This window comes from Amycolatopsis stemonae, from assembly GCF_054781455.1.
This window is the reverse complement of the sequence record NZ_BAAGUJ010000023.1, coordinates 104,593-124,420: the sequence shown is the minus strand read 5'-3', so window position 1 is coordinate 124,420 and position 19,828 is coordinate 104,593. Positions and strand designations below refer to the sequence as shown.

Here is a 19,828-nt window from a genome sequence, read left to right as displayed (position 1 = left end):
CCACCCAGGGCAGCAGCTTCAGCAGCCACCGTGAGGAGATCCCTTGCATCTGCGGGACCGACTTCGTTGTCGTGGCCAGCGTCCGGGCCGCGGCCCGGCCCAGGCTCAACGGCGCCTGCTCGGTCTCCACCGGGTCGGTGACAGTCACAGCGAGAACCACCCAATCAATTCGGAAGTCAGGATCGGTAACGGGGGTTGGTGGCGTGCCAGGTGAAGCCGCCACCCATCCACGAACGGACGCCCACGAGGAACCGCTGCAGCTCCGGGGACGGGACCGCCATCAGGTCCCGGTGGCCGTCTTCGAACTCGTGGACGATCTTGTTGTGCAGCTCGACGGTCGCCTCGACCGCCTCGTCGACCGAGCAGCCGCGGTCGGCGGCGATCTGCAGGACCATGTTGCAGACCGGCTTCTCGTCGGCCGCGTCCTTGGCCACCGAGTGGAGGTCGTTGACCAGCACCGACGCGGTCCCGGCCCGCATCATCGCCTCCCGCACGCGCGGGTCGTAGTAGAACGGCGCGGCCAGCTCGTAGCCGCCCACGGCGTCGACGAGGGCCATCGACGTGTAGAAGCTGTCGTGCTGGCGGGCGGCCAGGTACTCCCACGCCGGCGGGTAGCGGCCGGTGTGGCGCCACGCCGCGTAGGCGTCCCAGCTGACGAACATCGAGAACGTCGCGTAGCAGACGCGCTGCACCAGCACCGGCGAACCGTGCCGGCCCAGGTGCTCGATCGCCGAGTGCAGCCCGACGAGGATCGGGTCCGCCCGCAGCGCTTCCTCGAGCGGGGCCGAGAACTCCCCGGCCGGTGCCACCGGGTCCATCGCCGCCATGACGAGCGCCAGCCGCGGCGGGAGCTCGGTGGGCGCCGCGCCGAGCGTGCTGTCGTCGGCGTAGTAGTCGTCCGCGGCCCACCACACCGCGTTCAGCTGGGCCGCGACGAGCAGCCGGTCCGGGTCGTCGCAGTCGGCGTGGGCGAGCATCGCCAGCCGGCCGAACCCGGCGCCCGCGATCTGCTCCAGGCCTTCGCCGGCGAACCCGCAGTCGGCGGCCCACCCCGCCAGCCGCCGGTCGACCTCCTCGGCGAGGGAGCCGTCGACGCGGCCCACGACCGGGCAGTACAACGGCGACGCGCTGCCGTCCCCCCACGGCAGGTGGGCGTAGGCCGGGTCCTGCCCGGGTGCCGGCGCGAACTGCGTCGCGATCCGCGCCGCCGACGTGCCGAGGCCGAACGGGCCCGCCAGCAGCGCGGCGGCACCCCCTGTCGTCCACTGTGGACACGCCGGTCCGGTCATGGTGCCTCCCCTCGTCACCGGCCGCCTCAGACGCGGTCGGCGGCGATGAGCAGGTAGTGGAAGCTGCCTTCGCGGTAGGCGGTCAGGAACGGCTTCTCGACCCCGGTGGCGACCGACGACCTCTCGCGCAGCTCCCAGTACGGGATCGTCGCCGCCGTCAGGTCGACCACGTTGATCGGGACGAACCCGTTGTCGGACAACGCCTTGAAGTAGTCGCCGCGGGCGTGGATGTTGCAGATGTAGTGCTGGTCGATCTGGCTCACCGCGCGCGACCGGCCGCCGGTGACGTCGTTGTAGCACCCGGTGATCGTCACGTACCGGCCGCCCGGCTTGAGCTGCCGCGCGTGCTCGGCGAACAGCTCGTGCAGGTCGACGTACATGGTGCTCTCGTTGTTCCAGATCCCCTGGAACACCCCGGATTCGAAGCCGGTGCCGAGCATGTTGCGCAGGTGGTAGCGCACCGAGCCGTCGATCCCGCGTTCGCGCACGTGGTCGTTCGCGAACCCGACCTGCTGCTCGGAGATCGAGATCCCGTCGACCTGGCAGCCGAAGCGCTGGTGCGCCATCACGCTGGTGCCGCCGCGCCCGCAGCCGGCGTCGAGCAGCCGGTCGCTCGGCGCGACCGGGCCGAGGTGGTCCAGGAGGACGTCGGCCTGCGCGGTCTCGAGGCGGTGCATCTCGGCGATGATCGCCTCGTCGCGCTGCGCCTCGGGCGTTTCGAGGACCGCCGGGTCGTAGTCGCCGAGGCCGTAGTGGTGGTGGTAGAGACCGTCGACGTCGCCCAGCCGGAGGTTGACGGGGTCCTTTTCCGCGTTCCAGTAGTCGGCGACCGACTGCTGGTACGCGGTGCGGGCCACGGGCTGGTCGAGAGCCGTCATCGAGAATCTCCTCGCTCGGTTTCCTTATGGTGCAAGGAAACAGCCGGGTGCTCCGGCGTGCGTCTCCTCTCCCTCGACGCTAGCGAGGAACGAATCGGGGGGAAAGGAGCTTCACTCGCGCTGCGCGGGCGTGATCCGTCTGGCCCAGCGGCACGCCTGCGCGGGGTGGGTCGTCACCCCGCCGCGGGGCCTCTTTGGAGACCGCCGGAGACCCGTCCGGATGACGAGGGACGACCGTGGGTCGTCACGGGCGGGGGAGTGGCGCGCGGGTGTCGTCCAGACCGGCGAGCAGGTCACCGTGGTCGCCGACGCGGTCGAGCACCTCGTCCGCGGTGAACGTCAGGTGGTCGACGTGCCGGCAGGCGCGGACCTCGTCCCACGTGACGGGCGTCGAGACCGTCGGGTGGTCGCGGCCGCGCAGGGAGTACGGCGCGATCGTCGTCTTCGCCGGGTTGTTCTGGCTCCAGTCGATGAAGACGCGGCCCCCACGCTGGGCCTTCGCCATCACGGCCGTCACCGACCGGGGTGTCTCCTCCGCCAGCCGCTGTGCGAGCTGCTTGGCGTACGCCGAAGGGGCCCCGGGGTCGTCGGTCTCGATGCCGCAGTAGAGCTGCATCCCTTTGGAACCCGAGGTTTTCGCGTACGGCGTCAGCCCGTCGGCGGTCAGGACGTCGTGGAGGCGTTCCGCGACGCGCGCGCAGTCCACGATCGAGGTGCCCGGCCCGGGGTCGAGGTCGAACACCAGGCGGTCGGGCGCCCGCCGCGTGGCGTCCGGCGTCACCGTCCACTGGGGAACGTGCAGTTCGAGCGCGGCCATGTTCGCCGACCAGACGAGCGCCGGGAGGTCGTCGAGGAGCGGGTAGTCGACGGTGCCGCCGCTGCCGCGCGTCCCGGTGCTGGGCAGCTGGACCGTGCGCAACCAGGGCGGCGCGCCGCGGGGGACGTTCTTCTCGAACCACTTCTCGCCGTCGACGCCGTCGGGGTAGCGGATGAACGTCACCGGCCGGTCGGCCAGGTGCGGCAGCAGGACGGGCGCGATCCGCGAGTAGTAGTTGATCACCTCGCCCTTGGTGAACCCGTCCGCCGGGTAGAGCACTTTGTCCAAATGGGACAGCGTGAGCTGCCGGTCGCCCGCCTGGACGGTGATCCGCTGCCCGGCCGGCGGCGCGGCGGCTTCCGGGGGTGCGGCGGGTTCCGGCGGGGCGGCGCGCGGGGCGAGGACGTCGTCGGGCTTCTTGTCGGCCCGCAGCCCGCGCCACGCGGTGTGGCGGACCCGCCCGGCCCGGGTGAACTGGCGGTAGACGATCTCGCCGACCAGCCGCGGCTCGACCCAGCGCGCGCGGACGGTGTCTTCACGCGGGGGAGCCGTCACGAACGGGTGGGAGGGGCGTTCCAGGTGCTGTAGCTGCTTCATCAGGTCGGCGCGGGTGGCCTGGCTGAAGCCGGTGCCGACGTCGCCGATGTAGACGAGGTCGCCGGTCCCGGGGTCGTGCGCGCCGAGCAGGAGACCGCCGAGGGTGCCGGCGAAGCTGCGCTGACCGGGCCGCCAGCCGCAGACGACGACCTCCTGCGTCCGGATCAGCGGGTGCTTGAGCCAGGAGTCCGGCCGCTGGCCGGGGACGTAGGCCGAGCTGCGCAGCTTCGCGACGACGCCCTCGTACCCGGCGGACGCGGCGTGGGCGAGGAAGTCGCCGGGGGTGCGGCGGTCGGCGGCGAGTTCGTCGAAGGTGACGGCGCGCACGACCGAGACGCGGTAGGGATCGGGCATCGGCAGGCCGGCCAGGAGTCTCCGGCGTTCGTCGTACGGCTCCTTGAGCAGGTCGCGATCGCCGAGCCGGAGCAGGTCGAAGGCGAGGAACCGGACCGGGAGGTCGTCGAACGCCCGGCCTTTCGGCCCGCTCTGGTGCCGGACCCAGCGGCCGCGGCGCTCCTGCATGAGCTCGAAGTCGATCCGGCCGTCTTCGTCGTAGACGACGATCTCGCCGTCCAGGTAGGCCGCCCGGCCGTCGAGTGCGGGGGCGAGCACTCCGGCGAGCTCCGCGAATTCGGCGGTGAAGTCGATGTTGTTGCGGCTCGTGAGCACGGTCGTGCCGTCGGGGGCGATCCGCATGGCGGCGCGGTAGCCGTCCAGTTTGTACTCGTACGCCCATTCGGCGCCGCTGCGCAGGCGGCCGCCGTCGGCCTTGGCCAGCATCGGCTCGACCCACGCGGGGACGCCGGACGCATCGCGAGCTGCCATCCCCCGACGGTAACCCGTTCGGCCTAGCTTCGCTGGGTTTGCGCAGGTGACGGCTACCGGAACGCCTGCTCCCAGCGTTCTTCGAGCCGCTTGCCGGGCGGCGTGGCCCAGCAGGCCGCGAGCAGGTCGTAGCCGAGGTGGACCAGCTTTGCGTGGGCCGACCAGTGACGCCGGGTCCAGGCGAGGTCGTTGTGCGCCGACTCGGTCGCCGCGCGGGTCGCGCCCTCGAGCTCGAACTGGAGGTCGCGCCGCCGGGGCATCGACGGTGCTTCCCGGAGCAGGTTCCGGGCCGCGGCGCGGACGCGGGACCCGGTCCAGCGGAACGTCGTGCGGTGCGCGTTCGGGGCGAGCAGGTACTGGGAGAGCAGCGCGAGCGCGACCCCGATCGTCGTCTCGACCAGGCGGTCGCGGATCACCGGCCCGACCGCGCCGCTCGCCGCGGCGCCGCCGGCCAGCAGCGCGAGCGGCGTGATGAACACGACGGCCACGGCGTAGTTGCGCGGGACGAACAGCTCGATGCAGAACTGCAGCACCGCGATCGCGGCGACCAGCGCGAGCCCGGCGGGTTCGAGCAGGGTCAGCCCGGCGAAGAGCGCGAGCCCGACGACGGTCCCGGCGAAGCGCTGCAGGCCGCGCACGTTCGCGTGGACGCGGTCGGTGCCCTGCTGCAGGACGACGAGCGCGCTGAGGATCGCCCAGTGCGGCCGCGTCAGCCCGAGCGCGGCGCTGAGGCTCCCGGCGGCCACGCACGTCGCGCCGACGCGCACCGCCGTCACCATGGCGTGGGAGCGGAGGGACGCCGACCGCCGCAGCCGGTAGCCGACCCCGGGGCGCGGCAGGGGCGGCGGCCCGTCGGTTTCGGTGTGGGTGGCGTCCGCGAAGCGCCGGTGGGCGGCGATGAGCGTGGCCGCCAGTTCCGACTCTTCCCGGCCCGCGTCGTGGACGGCGTTCCAGGCGGCGGAGAGGGCCGCGCCCGCGGTGTGCCGGGGGCTTTCGCCGGCGAGGAACGCTTCCACGGCGTTCTGGGCCCGGTGGACGGCCACGCGTTCCGGCTTGCCGCGGTCGTGGAGGACACCGGCCATGGAGACCAGCACCGAGGACGCGCCGCCGAGTGCCGTGCCGACCAGCAGCGGAACCGGATCGGCGCCCGCCTCGGTGGCGACGAGCGCGCCACCGCAGACGAGGGTGAAGAACAGCGCCCCGGGCGGCCCGAGGCGCAGGGCGTCGACGGTGTAGACGGCGGCGACCGCGACGGCGGTGACCGTGACGATGACGGCGGCTTTGGTCCCGGCGCCGCCGACGGCCGCGCCGAGACCCGCGGCGAGGAGCAGCGTGACGGCGGCGGTCAGGACGACGCGGGCACGCACGCGGTAGGGGCGGCCTTCGCCGTAGAGGACCGCGAAGGCGCCGAAGGTGACGAAGAGCGCGACGTCGGCGTGGCCGACGAGGACGGTGGCACTGCCGGGAAGGGCGACGGCGGCCGCGGCGCGCAGCCCGGCACTCCACCGTCGTCCGGCGGCGGGCAGCGCGAAGAGCAACGCCCGTGGCCGGGCGACACGCGGCAGCGGCTCTTCGAACGGCACGACTGCCATTCCAGCACGCCCGCCGACGCCGGATTCGGTGGGGAAGCCGCCAAAGTGACCGGAGTCGCTCCGCGGATCGGTGCTGAGAACGTCTTTCACCGAACGGGTATCGGGCTCAGGCGGGGAAGAAGTCGTCCACCGCTCGGCGCAGGGTCGCGCGTACCGTTTCCGCGTCGTCCAGTTCGCCGCCGTGGAGGGCGCCGTCGCGGAGGAGGACCAGGACGCCCGCCGCGTGGTCCGGTTCCGGGTGGCCGAGGGCGGCCGCCTCCGTGCGGAGGACCTCGAAGAACCACTTGCGGTGGTCGTCGATGACCCGGCGGACGAGGTGGTCCGGGTCGGGGTACTCGGCCGCGGCGTTGAGGAACTGGCAGCCGCGGAAGTCTTCGCCGCACGTCGCGTCGCCGACCACCGCCAGCGCCGCGGCCAGGGCTTCGCGCGGGGGCTTGCCCTCCCGAGCGGCGTCGACGGCTACGCGGATCCGGCGGCTCGTCTCGGTCAGGTAGGCCGCGACCAGGTCGTCCTTGGTGGGGTAGTGCCGGTAGAACGTCGCCCGCGTCACGGCGGCCTCCGAGACGAGGCGTTCCACCCCGACCGCGTGGATGCCTTCGGCGTAGAACAGCCGTGACGCGGTCGCGAGCAGCCGGTCCTTCGGGTGCACGTCGGCAGTCGTCATCTCACCAGCGTAGAGAAAGACCGGTCGTTCTGCCAGGTCGGGTTCGTCACATTGCCAAGCGCGGAAAGAACGGTCATTCTTTCACGCAGAAAGACTGATCGTTCTCTCCGAAGGAGCCAGCCATGAGCAAGCCCACCATCGTCCTGGTCCACGGCGCGTTCGCCGACTCGTCGAGCTGGACCGGCGTCATCGCGAAGCTGCAGGCACAGGGCTTTCCGGTCGTCGCCGTGGCGAACCCGCTGCGCGGTGCCGAGTCCGACGCGGCGTACGTCGCCTCGGTGGTCAACGGCGTCTCCGGCCCGGTCGTCCTGGCCGGCCACTCCTACGGCGGCGCCCTGATCACCCGCGCCGCGACCGAGACGCCGAACGTGCGCGCGCTGGTCTACATCGCCGCCTTCCAGCCCGACGCGGGGGAGAGCGTCTTCGAGCTGTCCGGTCGCCACCCGGGTGCGAAGCTCGGCCCGGAGACCACGAACGTCCTGGTCCACGACGGCGCGCCCGAGCTGTCGATCAAGCCGGAGGACTTCTCCGAGGTCTTCGCGGGCGACGTCCCGGCCGAGACCGCCGCGGTCATGGCCGTCACGCAGCGGCCGGTCGCGCAGCAGGCCCTGGCCGCGCCGTTCGAGGGCACCCCGGCGTGGGCGAAGCTGCCCTCGTGGACCCTGATCGCCAACCAGGACAACGCGATCCCGGCGGCGGCCCAGGCGTTCATGGCCGAGCGGGCGGCCTCGACGGTCCGCCGGATCGACGCCTCGCACGCCGTGGCGGTCTCGCAGCCGGAAGCCGTGGCCGAGGTGATCGTCGCCGCGGCGACCGCGACCGAGTGACCCAGCGGGAGTGCGGCATGCACCATTAGCGCCGCAACGCCGTCGCTTCGTCCAAACGGGACAGTTTCGCCGGGTTGCGCACGGCGTACAGGCCCGTCACGAGCCCGTCGTCGACGCGGACGGCCAGCACGGTGTCGACCTCGCCCGCGCGGCGCAGGACCAGGGCCGGGTGACCGTTGACGAGGGCCGTCGTCAGGGAGCCGAGCGCGAAGTTGCCGACGCCGGCGGCGAGCAGGCGGGCCACCGCCTCGGCCCCGACGACCGGCTCGGGCACGGCCTGCACGACCCCGCCGCCGTCGCCCAGGAACACCACGTCCGGGGCGAGGACGTCGAGCAGGCGCCGCAGGTCTCCGGTTTCGACGGCGTGCCGGAACGCGTCGAGCGCGTCCCGCGACGCGGCGGGCGACACGGACCCGCGCGGCCGGCGCGCGGCGACGTGCGACCGGGCGCGGTGCGCGATCTGGCGCACCGCGGCCGCGTTCTTGCCGACGGCTTCGGCGATCTCGTCGTAGCCCAGGTCGAACACCTCGCGCAGCACGAACACCGCGCGCTCGGCCGGCGTCAGCGTCTCCAGCACCAGCAGCATCGCCATCGAGACGCTGTCGGCCAGCTCGACGTCCTCGGCGACGTCGGGCGTGGTCAGCAGCGGCTCGGGCAGCCACGGGCCGACGTAGGACTCCTTGCGCCGGGCACGGGTCCGCAGCCGCATCAGCGCGAGGCGCGTCGTGATCCGCACCAGGTACGCGCGTTCGTCACGCACCTCGGCGAGGTCCACGCCCACCCAGCGCAGCCAGGTCTCCTGCAGGACGTCCTCGGCGTCGGCGGCCGAGCCGAGCATCTGGTAGGCGACGGTGAACAGCAGGTTCCGGTGGGCGAGGAACGCCTCGGTCGCGGGGTCGGCCATGGTGGCTCCTCTGTCGGTATTCGCGGAGTTTCCCACCCGATGCCGGCCGCGGTCGTCCTGTGACGGTGACCGGCGTCACGGTCACGGGACGGGGGTGGTCCGGCATCTCCTGGTCGTCCGGTCCACGACCACGAGATGAGGAACCATGGAACCGCGGTTCACCTTGACCGACAACGAGATCGGCGCCAGGTTCGCCAAGCGCTTCGGCACCGCGAGCCTCGCGATCGTCCGGTCGCCGCTGCCGAAGGTCACGCAGGAGCTGGTGTCGCTGCGCGTCAGCCAGATCAACGGCTGCGGCTGGTGCGTCGACATCCACACCAAGGAGCTCGCCGCCGCCGGCGAGCCCGCCGTGCGGATCAACCTGGTGGCCGCCTGGCGCGAGGCCACGGTCTTCACCGAGGCCGAGCAGGCCGCGCTGGCGCTGGCCGAGGAGGGCACCCGGATCGCCGACGCGAGCCCGGGCGTCTCCGACGAGACCTGGGCGGCGGTGCGCAAGCACTACGACGACGACCGGACCGCGGCCCTGGTCGCGCTGGTCGCCCAGATGAACTCGGCGAACCGGCTCGCGGTGATCCTGCACCAGCGGGGCGGGGCGTACGAGCCGGGCATGTTCGGCTGAGGTTCCCGCCCGGTCCGTGGTTCCCTGGGGAGATGACGAAGGCGGAGCGCTGGACCCGGTACTGGGACCGCAAGTCGGCGACCTACGACCGCGAGATGGGCGTCTGGGACCGCCGCCTCTTCGGCGACTCGCGGGCGTGGGCGTGCGGCCAGGCGTCCGGCGACGTGCTGGAGGTCGCCGTCGGGACCGGGCTCAACCTGCCGTGCTACCCCGGCGGCGTCACGCTCACCGGGCTCGACCTCAGCGCCGGGATGCTCGAGCTCGCCCGCGAGCGGGCTCGGGCACTCGGGCGCGAGGTGACCCTGCGCCAGGGCAGCGCGCACGACCTCCCGTTCGAGCCGGCGTCGTTCGACACGGTGGTGTGCACGTTCGGCCTCTGCGCGATCCCCGACCCGGCGACGGCGGTGGCCGAGATGGCCCGGGTCCTGCGCCCGGCCGGCCGGCTGATCCTGGTCGACCACGTGGCGAGCTCGGTGTGGCCGGTCCGTGGCATGCAGTGGCTGGTGGAGCTGGCGAGCGTCCCGCTGGCGGGCGAGCACTTCCGCCGTCGCCCGCTGAAGCTGGTGGAGGCGCTGGGGCTGCCGGTGGAACAGCGGGAGCGCTTCAAAGCCGGCCTGGTCGAGCGGCTGGTGGCGCGGCAGGTCAGCTGAACAGGTTCGCCAGCGGGCTGTCCTCGAGGTCCGCGAGCAAAGCCGCGACGTCGTCGTAGACCGCGACCGCACCGGCCTCCGTCAGCTCCGCCGCGCTCACGCCGCCCGACAGGACGCCGATCGTGCGCACCCCGGCCTTCGTCGCCGCCTGGACGTCCCAGACCGCGTCGCCGACGAAGATCGTGTCCTGCGGGGCCGTGCCCGCTTTGTCCAGCGCCACCCGCACCGGCTCCGGATCCGGCTTCGTCGCCTCGACGTCGTGGCCCGCGACGATGTCCTTGACCACGTCGTCGACGTCGAGGACGCGGCGCAGCACGTCCAGCTCGTCCGGCCCGGCCGATGTCGCCAGGACCACGCGCACGCCCTTGGCGGCCAGCGCCCGCACCAGCTCGGACGCCTGGCCGAACGGCCGCAGCAGCTCGGCGGTCTCCAGGTAGAAGCGGCTGTGCAGCTCCTTGGCCTCGTCGCCGACGCGCTCGGCGTCCGCCTCCCCCAGCAGGGTGCTCAGCAGCTTGCCCGCGCCCTTGCCGATCGCCCGGTGCACGCGCCACGAGTCGACGCCGCGGCCGAGCTCGTGGAACGCCCGCCGCCAGGCGTGGACGTGCAGGTAGTTGGAGTCGACGAGCGTGCCGTCGACGTCGAACAGGACCGCGGTCGCGATGGTGGCCTCCCGGTGTGGATTCCCCGCGCGGGTTCCCCGGATCACGCGCGGGCAACCATCGCGTTCCGGCCGTTTGACCGCTTCGTGACCGGATACCCGATCGGGGTAGCTCGCTCGCCAGGAGGTGATCCCGGTGCTCGCCCGGCACAACTCGGTCTGGCTGGTTCCCCCGCACGGCGCGACCGAGACGGTCGCGGCCGTCGGCACGCTCGACCGGACGACGTACCCGGCCCTCCGGGACGGCCTGCTCGCGTTCGCCGCGGACGGCCTGGACGAACTGCTCGTCGACATCGAGCGCCTCGCCCTGCGGGACCACTCACTGGTCACGGTGTTTTCCCTGGTCGCCCTGCGGGTCGAGGAGTGGCCGGCGGTCCCCTTCGCGCTCGTCACCGGCCGGCCGGAGCAGCGCGCGGTGCTGGCCGCGAGCCCGGCGGGCCGCCGCGTGCCGGTGTACGCCGACGTCGCCACGGCCGAGCGCGCGTTCGACCACCCGGCCCGGCTGCGGGCTTGTCGCGTCCTGGACCGGTCGTCACGCACCTCCGCGCAGGCCCGGGACTTCGTCCGGGGGACGTGCGCCGAGTGGCGGGTGGCCGGACTGACCGAGGACGCCGTGCTGGTCGCGACGGAGTTCGTCGAGAACACCTTGCGGCACACGGTTTCGGCGCCGCGGCTGCGGCTGGAGCTGCGCCGCCGGGCGCTGGCCGTCGAGGTGACCGACGAGAGCGCGGCGCCCGCCGTGGTGCGGGAAGGGCTGGACCGCGTCCGGACGGGACTCGGGCTGCGGCTGGTCGCCGGCGTCGCGAAGACGTGGGGCAGCAGCCCGTCCCGCGGCGGGGGCAAGACCGTGTGGGCGCTGCTGCCGAGGGCCTGAGGCTCTACTGTGGACGCTTGGCTCGCGGCCGGAAGTCACGCTCGGTCTCGACGTCGCCGTCCGCCGTGTGCACCACGTGCCCGACTCGCCGCTTCCTCGCGATCTGCCGTCCGGACAGGACGGCGTCCGTGCGGCGCAGGGACGTGTTGGACGCGCGGGCCCCGCCTTCGACGCGGTTCTTCCACAGCCCGTCCTCGAAGTAGGTGTGCACGTCGCCTTCGGCCATGCGGCCCGGATGCCCGCGCAGCGATCAGGCAAACGTTCGGCCCAGGCCGAGCACCCGAATGGCGTTGTCCTTGAGGATCAGCGGCCGGACCTCGTCCTTGAGCTCGAGCCGGGCGAAGTCGGCGAGCCACCGGTCCGGCGTGATCACCGGGAAGTCCGAACCGAACAGGACCTTGCGCTTGAGCAGGGAGTTGGCCGCGCGGACGAGCTGGGGCGGGAAGTACTTCGGCGACCAGCCGGACAGGTCGATGTAGACGTTCGCCTTGTGCGTCGCCACCGAGATCGCCTCGTCCTGCCACGGCACCGACGGGTGCGCCAGGATGATCGTCAGCGCCGGGAAGTCCGCGGCGACGTCGTCGAGCAGCATCGGGTTCGAGTAGCGCAGCTTGATGCCGTGCCCGCCCGGCAGCCCGGCGCCGATCCCGGTCTGGCCGGTGTGGAACAGCGCCGGCACCCCCAGCTCCTGGATCGCCTCGTACAGCGGGTAGTACCGGACGTCATTGGGCTCGAACGCCTGCAGGCTCGGGTGGAACTTGAAGCCGCGGACGCCGTGCTCGGTGACCAGCCGCCGCGCGCGGTGCACCGCGGCCTTGCCGGCGTGCGGGTCGACCGAGCCGAACGGGATGAGCACGTCGGCGTGCTCGGCGGCGGCGTCGGCGATCTCCTCGCTCGACAGGGCGGGGTGCCCGGTCGCGGCCGGGGCTTCCACCGTGAAGACGACGGCGGCCATGTTCCGGGCGCGGTAGTGCTCGGCGATCGACGCCACCGTCGGCGTCCGGTCCTGGCCGGCGTGGAAGTACTTCTCCGACGCGTCCAGCAGCTCCTGGTCGAGGGCGAAACAGCCGTGCCCGTCCTGTTCGACGTGCGTGTGGACGTCGATGGCGGTCAGTGCGGAAAGGTCCACGAGAACTCCAGTCAGGGCAGGTCGGGCTGCGCGGCCTTGGCAGCCAGCAAGCGGTGCAGGACGGCGTCGCGCGCGGCGACGAGGGTCTGGTCGTCGGTGCCGGCCAGCTCGGCGTCGACCCCGGCGACGAGCGTCTCGGCCAGCTCCGGGGTGAGGTGGACGCGGCCGAGGTCGCGCCACCACTCTTCGGTCGGCGGCCCGAGGTGCGCGAGGACGTGCGCGAGGCCGCCCGCGCCGCCGGAGAGGTGCTGGTTGAGGAACGGGCCGAGCACCGCCCAGCGCAGGCCGGGGCCGTACGAGATGGCGGTGTCGATGTCGGCGACCGTCGCGATCCCGCGCTCCACCAGCGAGTACGCCTCCTGCCACAGCGCGGCCTGCAGCCGGTTCGCGACGTGCCCGGGCACTTCCCGCGTCAGCCGGATCGGCCGCTTCCCGACCGAGGCGTAGAACGCCACGGCCCGGTCGACGACCTCGGGCGCGGTGTCGCGGCCGGGCACGACCTCGACGAGCGGGATCAGGTGCGGCGGGTTGAACGGGTGCCCGACCACCACGCGTTCGGGGTGCTCCGGGCAGCCGCGCGCGATGGCGCTGGGCAGGAGCCCGGACGAACTGCTCGCCAGGATCACGTCCGGCCGCGCGGCTTCGTCGAGCACCCCGAACACCGCGTGCTTGACGTCTTCGCGCTCGGGTCCGTTCTCCTGCACGAAGTCCGCGAGCGAGGCCGCTTCGCCGGCGTCGGCGACGAAGCGCAGCCGATCCGTCGACGTCCCTTCGAGCGCGCTTCGCAGCCGCTCCTCGGCGCCGGGCGCCGGGTCGGTGGCGACGACGTCGAATCCGTGGGCGAGGAAGAGCGCGGCCCAGCTCGCGCCGATCACGCCGGTGCCGACGACCGCGACGGTGCTCATGCGCGCGCCCCGAAGGCGTCCAGCGCGGTGGGATCGGCCAGGACGTCCTTCCCGACGACGTCCTCCGGCCGCGCGCCGAGCAGGAGCTTCTTCACGGGCACCTCCAGCTTCTTCCCGGTGCGGTTGCGGGGGATCACCGGGACGGCGGTGATCACGTCCGGCACGTGCCGCGGCGACAGCGCGCTCTTCAACGCCTTCGCGATCTTCTCGCGCAGCGGGGCGTCCAAGGTGCCTTCCCGCAGCACGACGTAGAGCCGAAGATCGCCGTTGCCGCCCGCCGGGTCTTCGAGGTGCACGACGAGGGAGTCGTCGACCTCCGGCAGCTCCTCGACCACGGCGTAGAACTCGGCGGTGCCGAGCCGGACGCCGCCGCGGTTGAGCGTCGCGTCCGAACGGCCGGCGATCACGCAGCTGCCCTCGGGTGAGAACCGGATCCAGTCGCCGTGGCGCCAGACGCCGGGGTAGGTGCCGAAGTACGTCTCGCGGTAGCGCTCGCCGGTGTCGTCGCCCCAGAACCCGACCGGCATGGACGGCATCGGCGCGGTGATCACCAGCTCGCCCAGCTCGCCGACCACCGGTGTGCCGTGCTCGTCGAACGCCTTCGCGTCGACCCCGAGGCACGGCCCGGAGATCTCGCCGGCGACGACGGGCTGCAGCGGGCCGCCCTGGACGATCCCGGTGCAGACGTCGGTGCCGCCGCTGCCGACGTTGAGCAGCACGTCGGGGCCGAAGACGTCCCGCACCCAGTGGTAGCCCTCGGCCGGCAGCGGGCTGCCCGCCGCGCCGAGCTGCCGCAGCGCGCTCAGGTCGTACTCCCCGGCGGGGTCGAGGCCCGCCTTGCGGCACGCCATCAGGAAACCCGGGCTCACGCCCATCAGCGTCGCGCGGGTTTCGGCGGCCAGCCGCCACTGCCACGCCAGGTCCGGGTGCAGCGGGTTGCCGTCGACGAGCACGATCGACGCGCCGGTGAGCAACCCCGAGACGAGCGCGTTCCACATCATCCAGGCGGTCGTGGAGAACCACAGCATCCGGTCGCCGGGGCGCAGGTCCCAGCTGAGGCCGTGGTTCTTCAGGTGCTCCAGCAGGATCCCGCCGTGGCCGTGCACGATCGCCTTCGGCTTGCCGGTGGTGCCGGAGGAGAACAGCACGCACAGCGGGTGCGCGAAGCCGACGGGCTCGAACCCGGGATCGCTTTCGGCGAGCAGGTCGCTCCAGGTGCCGGGCAGGTCGTGGTCGCCGTAGGGGACGTGGACGACGTGCTCGACGGTCGGCAGCCCGGCCCGGATCTCGGCGACCTCGGCCCGGCGGTCGACGTCCTTGGCGCCGTAGCGGTAGCCGGACACGGTCAGCAGGACCCGCGGCTCGATCTGGCCGAACCGGTCGACCACCGAACGGGCGCCGAACTCCGGTGCGCAGGACGCCCAGATCGCGCCGAGGCTCGCGACCGCGAGGTAGGCGACCACGGCTTCGGGGATGTTCGGCAGGTACGCCACGACGCGGTCGCCGCGGCCGACCCCGAGCCGGCGCAGCCCGGCGCGGACCCGGGCGACCTGGTCCCGCAGCTCGCCCCACGTCAGCTCGGTGCGCTCGCGCGTTTGCGAGTAGGAGATGACCGCGACGTCGTCCGACGGGCCGCCGAGCGCGTGTTCGGCGTAGTTGAGGGTCGCGCCGGGGAACCACTCGGTGCCCGGCATCCGCGGGTCGGGCACGACCGCGCGGGCGGGGGAGTGGAAGCGCACCCCGTAGAAGTCCTTGACCGACGACCAGAAGCCGTCGAGATCGGTCACCGACCAGCGGTGCAGCGCGGCGTAGCCGTCGAACTCGTGGCCCCGGGCGGCGAGCCAGTCCAGGTACCGGCCGATCCCGGTCATCGGCCGACCTTCCCGGCGCGCTTGTCCAGGAACGCCCGCATCCGGTCCTTGGCCTCGGCGCTGCCGCTCGCGACGGCGGCCATCAGCGACTCCATCAGGTAGCCCTCGGCCGGGTTGGCCTCGGCGATGCGGGGGAGCGCCTGCAGCACGGCGAAGTTCGTGATCGGCGAGTTCGCGGCGATCTTGCGGGCCAGCTCCAGCGCCAGCTCGAGGCCGTTTTCGGCGCGGTAGTGCGACAACCCGGCGGCGTGGCCTTCGTCGGCGTCGAGGACGCGGCCGGTGAGCATCATGTCGGCCATCCGGTGCGCGCCGATCAGCCGCGGCACCCGCACCGACGCGCCGCCGCCGACGAACAGGCCGCGCTGGCCCTCCGGCAGCGCGTAGAACGCCGAGGACTCGGCGACGCGGATGTGCGCCGCGGCCGCGAGCTCCAGGCCGCCGCCGACCACCGCGCCCTTGAGCACGGCGACCACCGGGACGCGCCCGCGTTCGAGCCGCTCGAACGCGCGGTGCCACATCATCGAGTGCTCCAGGCCTTCGAACGCGTCCCGCTCGGTCAGCTCGGCGAGGTCGAGACCGGCCGAGAAGTGCTCGCCGACGGCGTCGAGCACGACCGCCTTGACCTCGCGCGGCGGCGCGCCGAAGAACGCCTCGAGGCCGAGCACGGTGGCGTCGTCGAGGGCGTTGCGCTTCTCGGGCCGCGCCAGCCGCAGCACGGCGATCTCGCCGTACTGCTCCAGGCAGAGGGAAGAGGGGATCATGCGGGTCCGTTCGTGAAGGTCGCGGCGGCTCGCGCGCGGAGCTCGACGCGGCGGATCTTGCCGGTGGCGTTGACGGGCAGGGCTTCGAGGAACTGCACGTGCTTCGGCACCTTGTAGCGCGCGAGGTGCTGTTCGAGGTGGGCGCGGAAGGCGGCTTCGTCCAGGCGCGCGCCCGGCCGCCGGACGACGAAGGCCACGCCGGTCTCACCCCAGCGCTCGTCGGCGACGCCGACCACGGCGCAGGCGTCGACGTCGTCGAGCCGGACGGCGACCGCTTCGATCTCGGCGGGGTAGACGTTCTCGCCGCCGGAGATGATCAGGTCCTTGACCCGGTCGACGACGTGGGCCCAGCCGTCGGCTTCGACGCGGACGACGTCGCCGGTGCGGAACCAGTCGTCGACGAAGCTCGCCGCCGACTCCTCGGGCCGGTGCCAGTAGCCGCCGAAGACGTGCGGGCCGCGCACGAGCAGCTCCGCGGGCGTCTCACCGAGCGCTTCGGGGGTGAGGCCGGGACCGAGCCCGGCGACGTCGGTGAAGAAGTGCGGCACGCCCGCGGCGACGGGGTGGTCGAGCGTGCCTTCGTGGGTGGCCATCGAGACGCCCGGCGAGGCTTCGGTCATGCCGTAGCCCTGAAGGAGCTTCACGCCGCGGTCGAGCCACGCGCGGGCCACGCGCTCGGCCACCGGGGATCCGCCGTAGAGCACGCACGTCAGCGAACCCAGGTCCGTGCGGTCCCACGCCTCGTGGCGGCACAGCATGTCGAGCATGGTCGGCACGGCCGAGAAGCTCGTGATCCCGGCGTCGCCGATCCGGCCGAGGATCGTGCCGGGGTCGAACTTCGCGACCGGTTCGACGCTGCCGCCCTTGAACAGCGTCGGCAGCGTGATCTGGCCCAGCCCGACGCAGTGGAACAGCGGCGCGATGCACAGCGCCTTGTCGGTGCCCAGCACGTCGAGGTGGGCCAGCTGGTTGACGGTGTTCCAGGTGAGGTTCCCGTGGGTGAGGACCGCCGCCTTCGGCCGGCCGGTGGTGCCGGAGGTGTAGAGCAGCAGGCACGGGTCGTCGAGCCGGACTTCGGCGGCGGGCGGGTCGCCGGCGATCGCTTCGTAGTCGAGCCCGCCGGCCGGGCACGACGCCGGGTGCGTCGCGACGACGTGCCGCAGCGTCCCGGGCAGCGTCCCGGTCAGCAGCTCGTCGGTGTCCGGGCTGTGCACGAGCACGGAAGCGCCGCTGTCGTCGAGCATGTAGCGGATTTCCGCGGCGGACAGGCGGTAGTTGAGGGGGACGAAGAGCGCGCCGCAGCGAGCGGTGGCGAAGAGGGTTTCGAACACGGTGACGTCGTTGACACCGAGGTAGGCGACGCGGTCACCCGGCCGCACGCCGAGCCCGGCCAGCGCGCCGGCCAGCCGTTCGACGCGGCCGGCCAGCTCCGCGTAGGTGAGCGAACGGCCGGCCTGCACGAGCGCCGTGCGGCCGGGGGAGATCCGCGCACGCCGGGCAGGCCAGCTGCCGAGGCCGAAGTCGGCCGGGGGGCGGGGCACGCCGACACCTCCTTATATCAGGAACCCTGAGACGTCATCGAGCATGAAGGTCACCCGCACGGGCTGTCAAGTGCGGGCGCCCGCGGACGTGGTTTTCGGTGCGGACGCCGGGAATACGCGCTTTCGGCCGACTGTGGGTGACTGTCGGTTCGGCCGTTGGCGGGGTTGCGCCGTTTGGATCAAGTATTAGGCTGCGAAGGGCGGTTCAGGAGCAGCCGCCCCTCCCTCGACTTGCCGGCGCCCGAGCGGGCAGTGGACACCGCTCGGCGCGCCAACCGCGACTGAAGGCGTACTCAAGATGTTAGTCGTGCAGCACCCCGCGACGGCGATCCCGATGGCGTCGCCGCCTCCCCCGGCCGAGCGAAGCGCGTTCGACATCAAGGTGATCCGGCCGTACTTCGGCGCGGTGATGGTCCGGATCAGCGGCGCGCTCGACGAGGACAGCGCCGTCGAGCTCGCGTCGGTGCTCAGCACGTGGGCGCACCGGCGGTTCCCGGTCCTGGTGCTCGACCTGTCCGAGGTCGACCTCCTGGACGCGGCCGGGCTTTCCGTCCTCGCCGACATCCACGTCCGGACGGTCCGCGAGAACACCGCTCTCCGCATCATCACCGGCGAGAACCGCGTCGTGCGGCGGGCCCTGGCCGGGAGCGGCCTCGACCACGCGTTGAACGTCTGCCAACTGCCGTCGGGCTGGGAACGGGCGACGGAGATCCCGAACTAGGCCCGCGGAAGGTGGCGAGCCGGCGTCAGCCGGCCCGGCGCTGCCGCTCCTCCTCGATGCGTCGCAGGAACGCCACCGGGTCGCCGCCGAACCGGCTGGTGCGCGCGCGGTGGCGCATGCCCGCCGCCACCGCCGTCGCGCCCACCGCCCAGGCGGTGATCACCGCGACCACGGCCGGCGCCGGGAGAATCCGGCCCAGCAGCGCCAGGCACACCGTCGCGGCCAGCGCGGCGGCGCGGAGCGGGCCCGTGTACCACCTCGGGATCCGGCCGGTCGAAAACACGCGCGTGCCGCCCAGGTACATCGCCACGCCGGCCGTCGTGAACCAGGCCGCCGACTGGGGCGGGGACTCGTGCAGGGACAGGTTGACCCCCGCCGCGATGAGCAGCAGGGCGAACGCCGGGAAGAGGTGGCCGCCCGCGTACAACGAATACGCCAATGCCGGGTTGCCGCCCGAGAGGTCCAGCATGCGTTCGTAGATCTGCGCCGCCGACGTGAAGTACAGCCACCACAGCGCGCCCGCCATCACCAGCCCCGACACCAGGGACGACCAGTACGCGAGGTCGTCGGCCGGGCGCTCCAGGGCCGCCGTGCCGACCGTGATCACCAGCTCGCCCAGCAGCAGGATCATGAACAGCCCGAAGCGCTCGGCGAGGTGCGCCGAGTCGACCGCCAGGTTCGGGTCGTGCGGCGGCTTCCACAACGCCCGCCAGCGCGCCGCCCGCGTCGGCCGCTCCCGGTGCTCGCCGCGGCGCCGGCGCGGCCGGTCGCCCAGCAGCAGGAACCCCGCCTCCTGCAGCAGCGCGAGCGCCCACAGCGCCCACGTGTGCGGGACGACCACCGAAATCCCGAACAGCACGGCCGAAAACAGGTAGCCCCAGGTGATCCGGCCCTGGTCGAGGCCGGGCCGGGCCGGCCAGCGGTGCGCGGCCGACAGGATCAGGCGGACCGCCGCCATCGCCGCCGCGAAGATCTCCGGGTGCCCCTCGAAGGCGTGGTGCACCTGAGTCGCCGCGATCGCGCAGGGGATCGTGCCGGCCAGGACGACCAGCCGGTCGGCGGCGCGGCTGTCGTCGCCGCGGCGGTTGTAGAGCACCGCGAAGCCGATCCACGTCCACCACAGCGTCGCGAACAGGCCGAGCGCGGCCGCGGCGCGCATCCAGTGCGGGTCCGCCACCATGCCGTGCGCCACCTGGCCCACCGCGAACACGAAGACCAGGTCGAAGTACAGCTCGACCCACCCGACGCGCTTGCCGGGCGTCGTGCCGTCTCCGGAGTCGTCCACATCGGTCACGGCCGCGATTCTGCCGCCTTCCCGGTCGGGAGTCTCATCCGGGCGGGGTGAGGGAATTAATAACAAACCACCCGATCAATGGCCGAGTTCGCCACGAAATGGTTCCGGTGGTCTTTGTGGGTAATTCCGACGACAGCGCGAAGGGGGTGTCGATTGCCGCGCGGTAAGGCCCGGAGCTGGGCGAACATCACTTGTACGGTGTGCAAGCAGCGACCGCCGGGACACGATGCGTGAACCGCGCGCAATGATCGTGATGAATTCGAATCCGGCTTTCCGAAACGCCGCTCCTTAGGGTTGACAAGCATGCGGCGCGTGTTGTTCTCTGCTGGTCGGCTCGATCAGCGAGGGGTGATCGGACCCTGGGGCCCTCCCGTCCTGTCCGAGTTCGACATCGGCCGCACGCGGCTGGGAA

General features: G+C 72.7%; 19 protein-coding genes and 1 pseudogene. 5 read left to right on the top strand and 15 right to left on the bottom strand.

What is annotated here, in order from left to right; genetic code table 11:
* From ACYVLJ_RS44775 to ACYVLJ_RS44750, 6 genes and pseudogenes are all read right to left on the bottom strand, one after another.
* A pseudogene (locus ACYVLJ_RS44775) lies at window positions 1-148 on the bottom strand (Crp/Fnr family transcriptional regulator); the annotation flags it as partial.
* Window positions 149-176: 28 nt separating this feature from the next.
* Entirely contained in the window at window positions 177-1,289 is a 1,113-nt protein-coding gene (locus ACYVLJ_RS44770; RefSeq protein WP_460443279.1) for a family 2 encapsulin nanocompartment cargo protein terpene cyclase, read from the bottom strand.
* Window positions 1,290-1,315: 26 nt separating this feature from the next.
* Window positions 1,316-2,167, bottom strand: a complete 852-nt coding sequence (locus ACYVLJ_RS44765; RefSeq protein WP_451976203.1) for a geranyl diphosphate 2-C-methyltransferase — start codon at window positions 2,165-2,167, stop codon at window positions 1,316-1,318.
* A 244-nt stretch (window positions 2,168-2,411) separates the two neighbouring features.
* The gene (gene ligD, locus ACYVLJ_RS44760; RefSeq protein WP_460443278.1) at window positions 2,412-4,406 is read right to left on the bottom strand and encodes a DNA ligase D; all 1,995 of its coding nucleotides are present in this window, start codon (window positions 4,404-4,406) and stop codon (window positions 2,412-2,414) included.
* A 53-nt stretch (window positions 4,407-4,459) separates the two neighbouring features.
* Window positions 4,460-5,989 carry an FUSC family protein gene (locus tag ACYVLJ_RS44755; RefSeq protein WP_460443277.1) on the bottom strand — a complete coding sequence of 510 codons (1,530 nt, stop codon included), beginning with the start codon at window positions 5,987-5,989 and terminating at the stop codon, window positions 4,460-4,462.
* Window positions 5,990-6,104: 115 nt separating this feature from the next.
* Complete coding sequence (locus ACYVLJ_RS44750; protein ID WP_460443276.1) at window positions 6,105-6,662, bottom strand: TetR/AcrR family transcriptional regulator; 558 nt, start codon at window positions 6,660-6,662, stop codon at window positions 6,105-6,107.
* A 122-nt stretch (window positions 6,663-6,784) separates the two neighbouring features.
* Between ACYVLJ_RS44750 and ACYVLJ_RS44745 the strand changes: the two genes are divergently transcribed.
* Window positions 6,785-7,489: an alpha/beta fold hydrolase gene (locus tag ACYVLJ_RS44745; protein ID WP_460443275.1), complete on the top strand. Its 705-nt coding sequence runs from the start codon at window positions 6,785-6,787 to the stop codon at window positions 7,487-7,489.
* Between the two features lie 25 nt (window positions 7,490-7,514).
* Here the strand turns inward: ACYVLJ_RS44745 and ACYVLJ_RS44740 are convergent, their stop codons facing one another.
* A complete protein-coding gene (locus ACYVLJ_RS44740; protein ID WP_460443274.1) occupies window positions 7,515-8,393 on the bottom strand; it encodes a sigma-70 family RNA polymerase sigma factor family protein in 879 nt (292 codons plus the stop codon).
* 145 nt (window positions 8,394-8,538) lie between these two features.
* Between ACYVLJ_RS44740 and ACYVLJ_RS44735 the strand changes: the two genes are divergently transcribed.
* Window positions 8,539-9,012 carry a carboxymuconolactone decarboxylase family protein gene (locus tag ACYVLJ_RS44735; RefSeq protein ID WP_451976219.1) on the top strand — a complete coding sequence of 158 codons (474 nt, stop codon included), beginning with the start codon at window positions 8,539-8,541 and terminating at the stop codon, window positions 9,010-9,012.
* Between the two features lie 32 nt (window positions 9,013-9,044).
* Complete coding sequence (locus tag ACYVLJ_RS44730; protein ID WP_460443273.1) at window positions 9,045-9,662, top strand: class I SAM-dependent methyltransferase; 618 nt, start codon at window positions 9,045-9,047, stop codon at window positions 9,660-9,662.
* Here ACYVLJ_RS44730 and ACYVLJ_RS44725 read toward each other — a convergent pair.
* Window positions 9,655-10,368, bottom strand: coding sequence for an HAD family hydrolase (locus tag ACYVLJ_RS44725; RefSeq protein WP_460443272.1), 714 nt, complete (start codon window positions 10,366-10,368; stop codon window positions 9,655-9,657). The genes ACYVLJ_RS44730 and ACYVLJ_RS44725 overlap by 8 nt on opposite strands.
* An 88-nt stretch (window positions 10,369-10,456) precedes the next feature.
* Between ACYVLJ_RS44725 and ACYVLJ_RS44720 the strand changes: the two genes are divergently transcribed.
* Window positions 10,457-11,194 carry an ATP-binding protein gene (locus tag ACYVLJ_RS44720; RefSeq protein WP_460443271.1) on the top strand — a complete coding sequence of 246 codons (738 nt, stop codon included), beginning with the start codon at window positions 10,457-10,459 and terminating at the stop codon, window positions 11,192-11,194.
* A 4-nt stretch (window positions 11,195-11,198) separates the two neighbouring features.
* On the opposite strand, the gene ACYVLJ_RS44715 is transcribed toward ACYVLJ_RS44720, so the two are convergent.
* From ACYVLJ_RS44715 to ACYVLJ_RS44690, 6 genes are read right to left on the bottom strand one after another with little or no spacing between them, the layout of a single operon-like run.
* Window positions 11,199-11,420, bottom strand: a complete 222-nt coding sequence (locus ACYVLJ_RS44715) for a DUF2188 domain-containing protein (protein ID WP_451976230.1) — start codon at window positions 11,418-11,420, stop codon at window positions 11,199-11,201.
* A 24-nt stretch (window positions 11,421-11,444) separates the two neighbouring features.
* Window positions 11,445-12,323: an amidohydrolase family protein gene (couO, locus tag ACYVLJ_RS44710; RefSeq protein WP_460443270.1), complete on the bottom strand. Its 879-nt coding sequence runs from the start codon at window positions 12,321-12,323 to the stop codon at window positions 11,445-11,447.
* A gap of 11 nt (window positions 12,324-12,334) precedes the next feature.
* Window positions 12,335-13,228 carry a 3-hydroxyacyl-CoA dehydrogenase NAD-binding domain-containing protein gene (locus ACYVLJ_RS44705; protein WP_460443269.1) on the bottom strand — a complete coding sequence of 298 codons (894 nt, stop codon included), beginning with the start codon at window positions 13,226-13,228 and terminating at the stop codon, window positions 12,335-12,337.
* Window positions 13,225-15,099, bottom strand: coding sequence for an acetoacetate--CoA ligase (locus ACYVLJ_RS44700; protein ID WP_451976239.1), 1,875 nt, complete (start codon window positions 15,097-15,099; stop codon window positions 13,225-13,227). The genes ACYVLJ_RS44705 and ACYVLJ_RS44700 overlap by 4 nt, the downstream gene beginning before the upstream one ends.
* Complete coding sequence (locus tag ACYVLJ_RS44695; RefSeq protein ID WP_460443268.1) at window positions 15,096-15,860, bottom strand: crotonase/enoyl-CoA hydratase family protein; 765 nt, start codon at window positions 15,858-15,860, stop codon at window positions 15,096-15,098. Before ACYVLJ_RS44695 ends, ACYVLJ_RS44700 begins: the two co-directional genes overlap by 4 nt.
* On the bottom strand, window positions 15,857-17,401 hold the full coding sequence (locus tag ACYVLJ_RS44690; protein ID WP_460443267.1) for an acyl-CoA synthetase: 1,545 nt from the start codon (window positions 17,399-17,401) through the stop codon (window positions 15,857-15,859). Before ACYVLJ_RS44690 ends, ACYVLJ_RS44695 begins: the two co-directional genes overlap by 4 nt.
* A 298-nt stretch (window positions 17,402-17,699) precedes the next feature.
* On the opposite strand from ACYVLJ_RS44690, the gene ACYVLJ_RS44685 reads away from it, so the two are divergent.
* On the top strand, window positions 17,700-18,122 hold the full coding sequence (locus tag ACYVLJ_RS44685) for an STAS domain-containing protein (protein ID WP_451976248.1): 423 nt from the start codon (window positions 17,700-17,702) through the stop codon (window positions 18,120-18,122).
* Between the two features lie 25 nt (window positions 18,123-18,147).
* Here the strand turns inward: ACYVLJ_RS44685 and ACYVLJ_RS44680 are convergent, their stop codons facing one another.
* A complete protein-coding gene (locus ACYVLJ_RS44680; protein ID WP_460443266.1) occupies window positions 18,148-19,416 on the bottom strand; it encodes a low temperature requirement protein A in 1,269 nt (422 codons plus the stop codon).
* Between the last annotated feature and the right edge of the window lie 412 nt (window positions 19,417-19,828).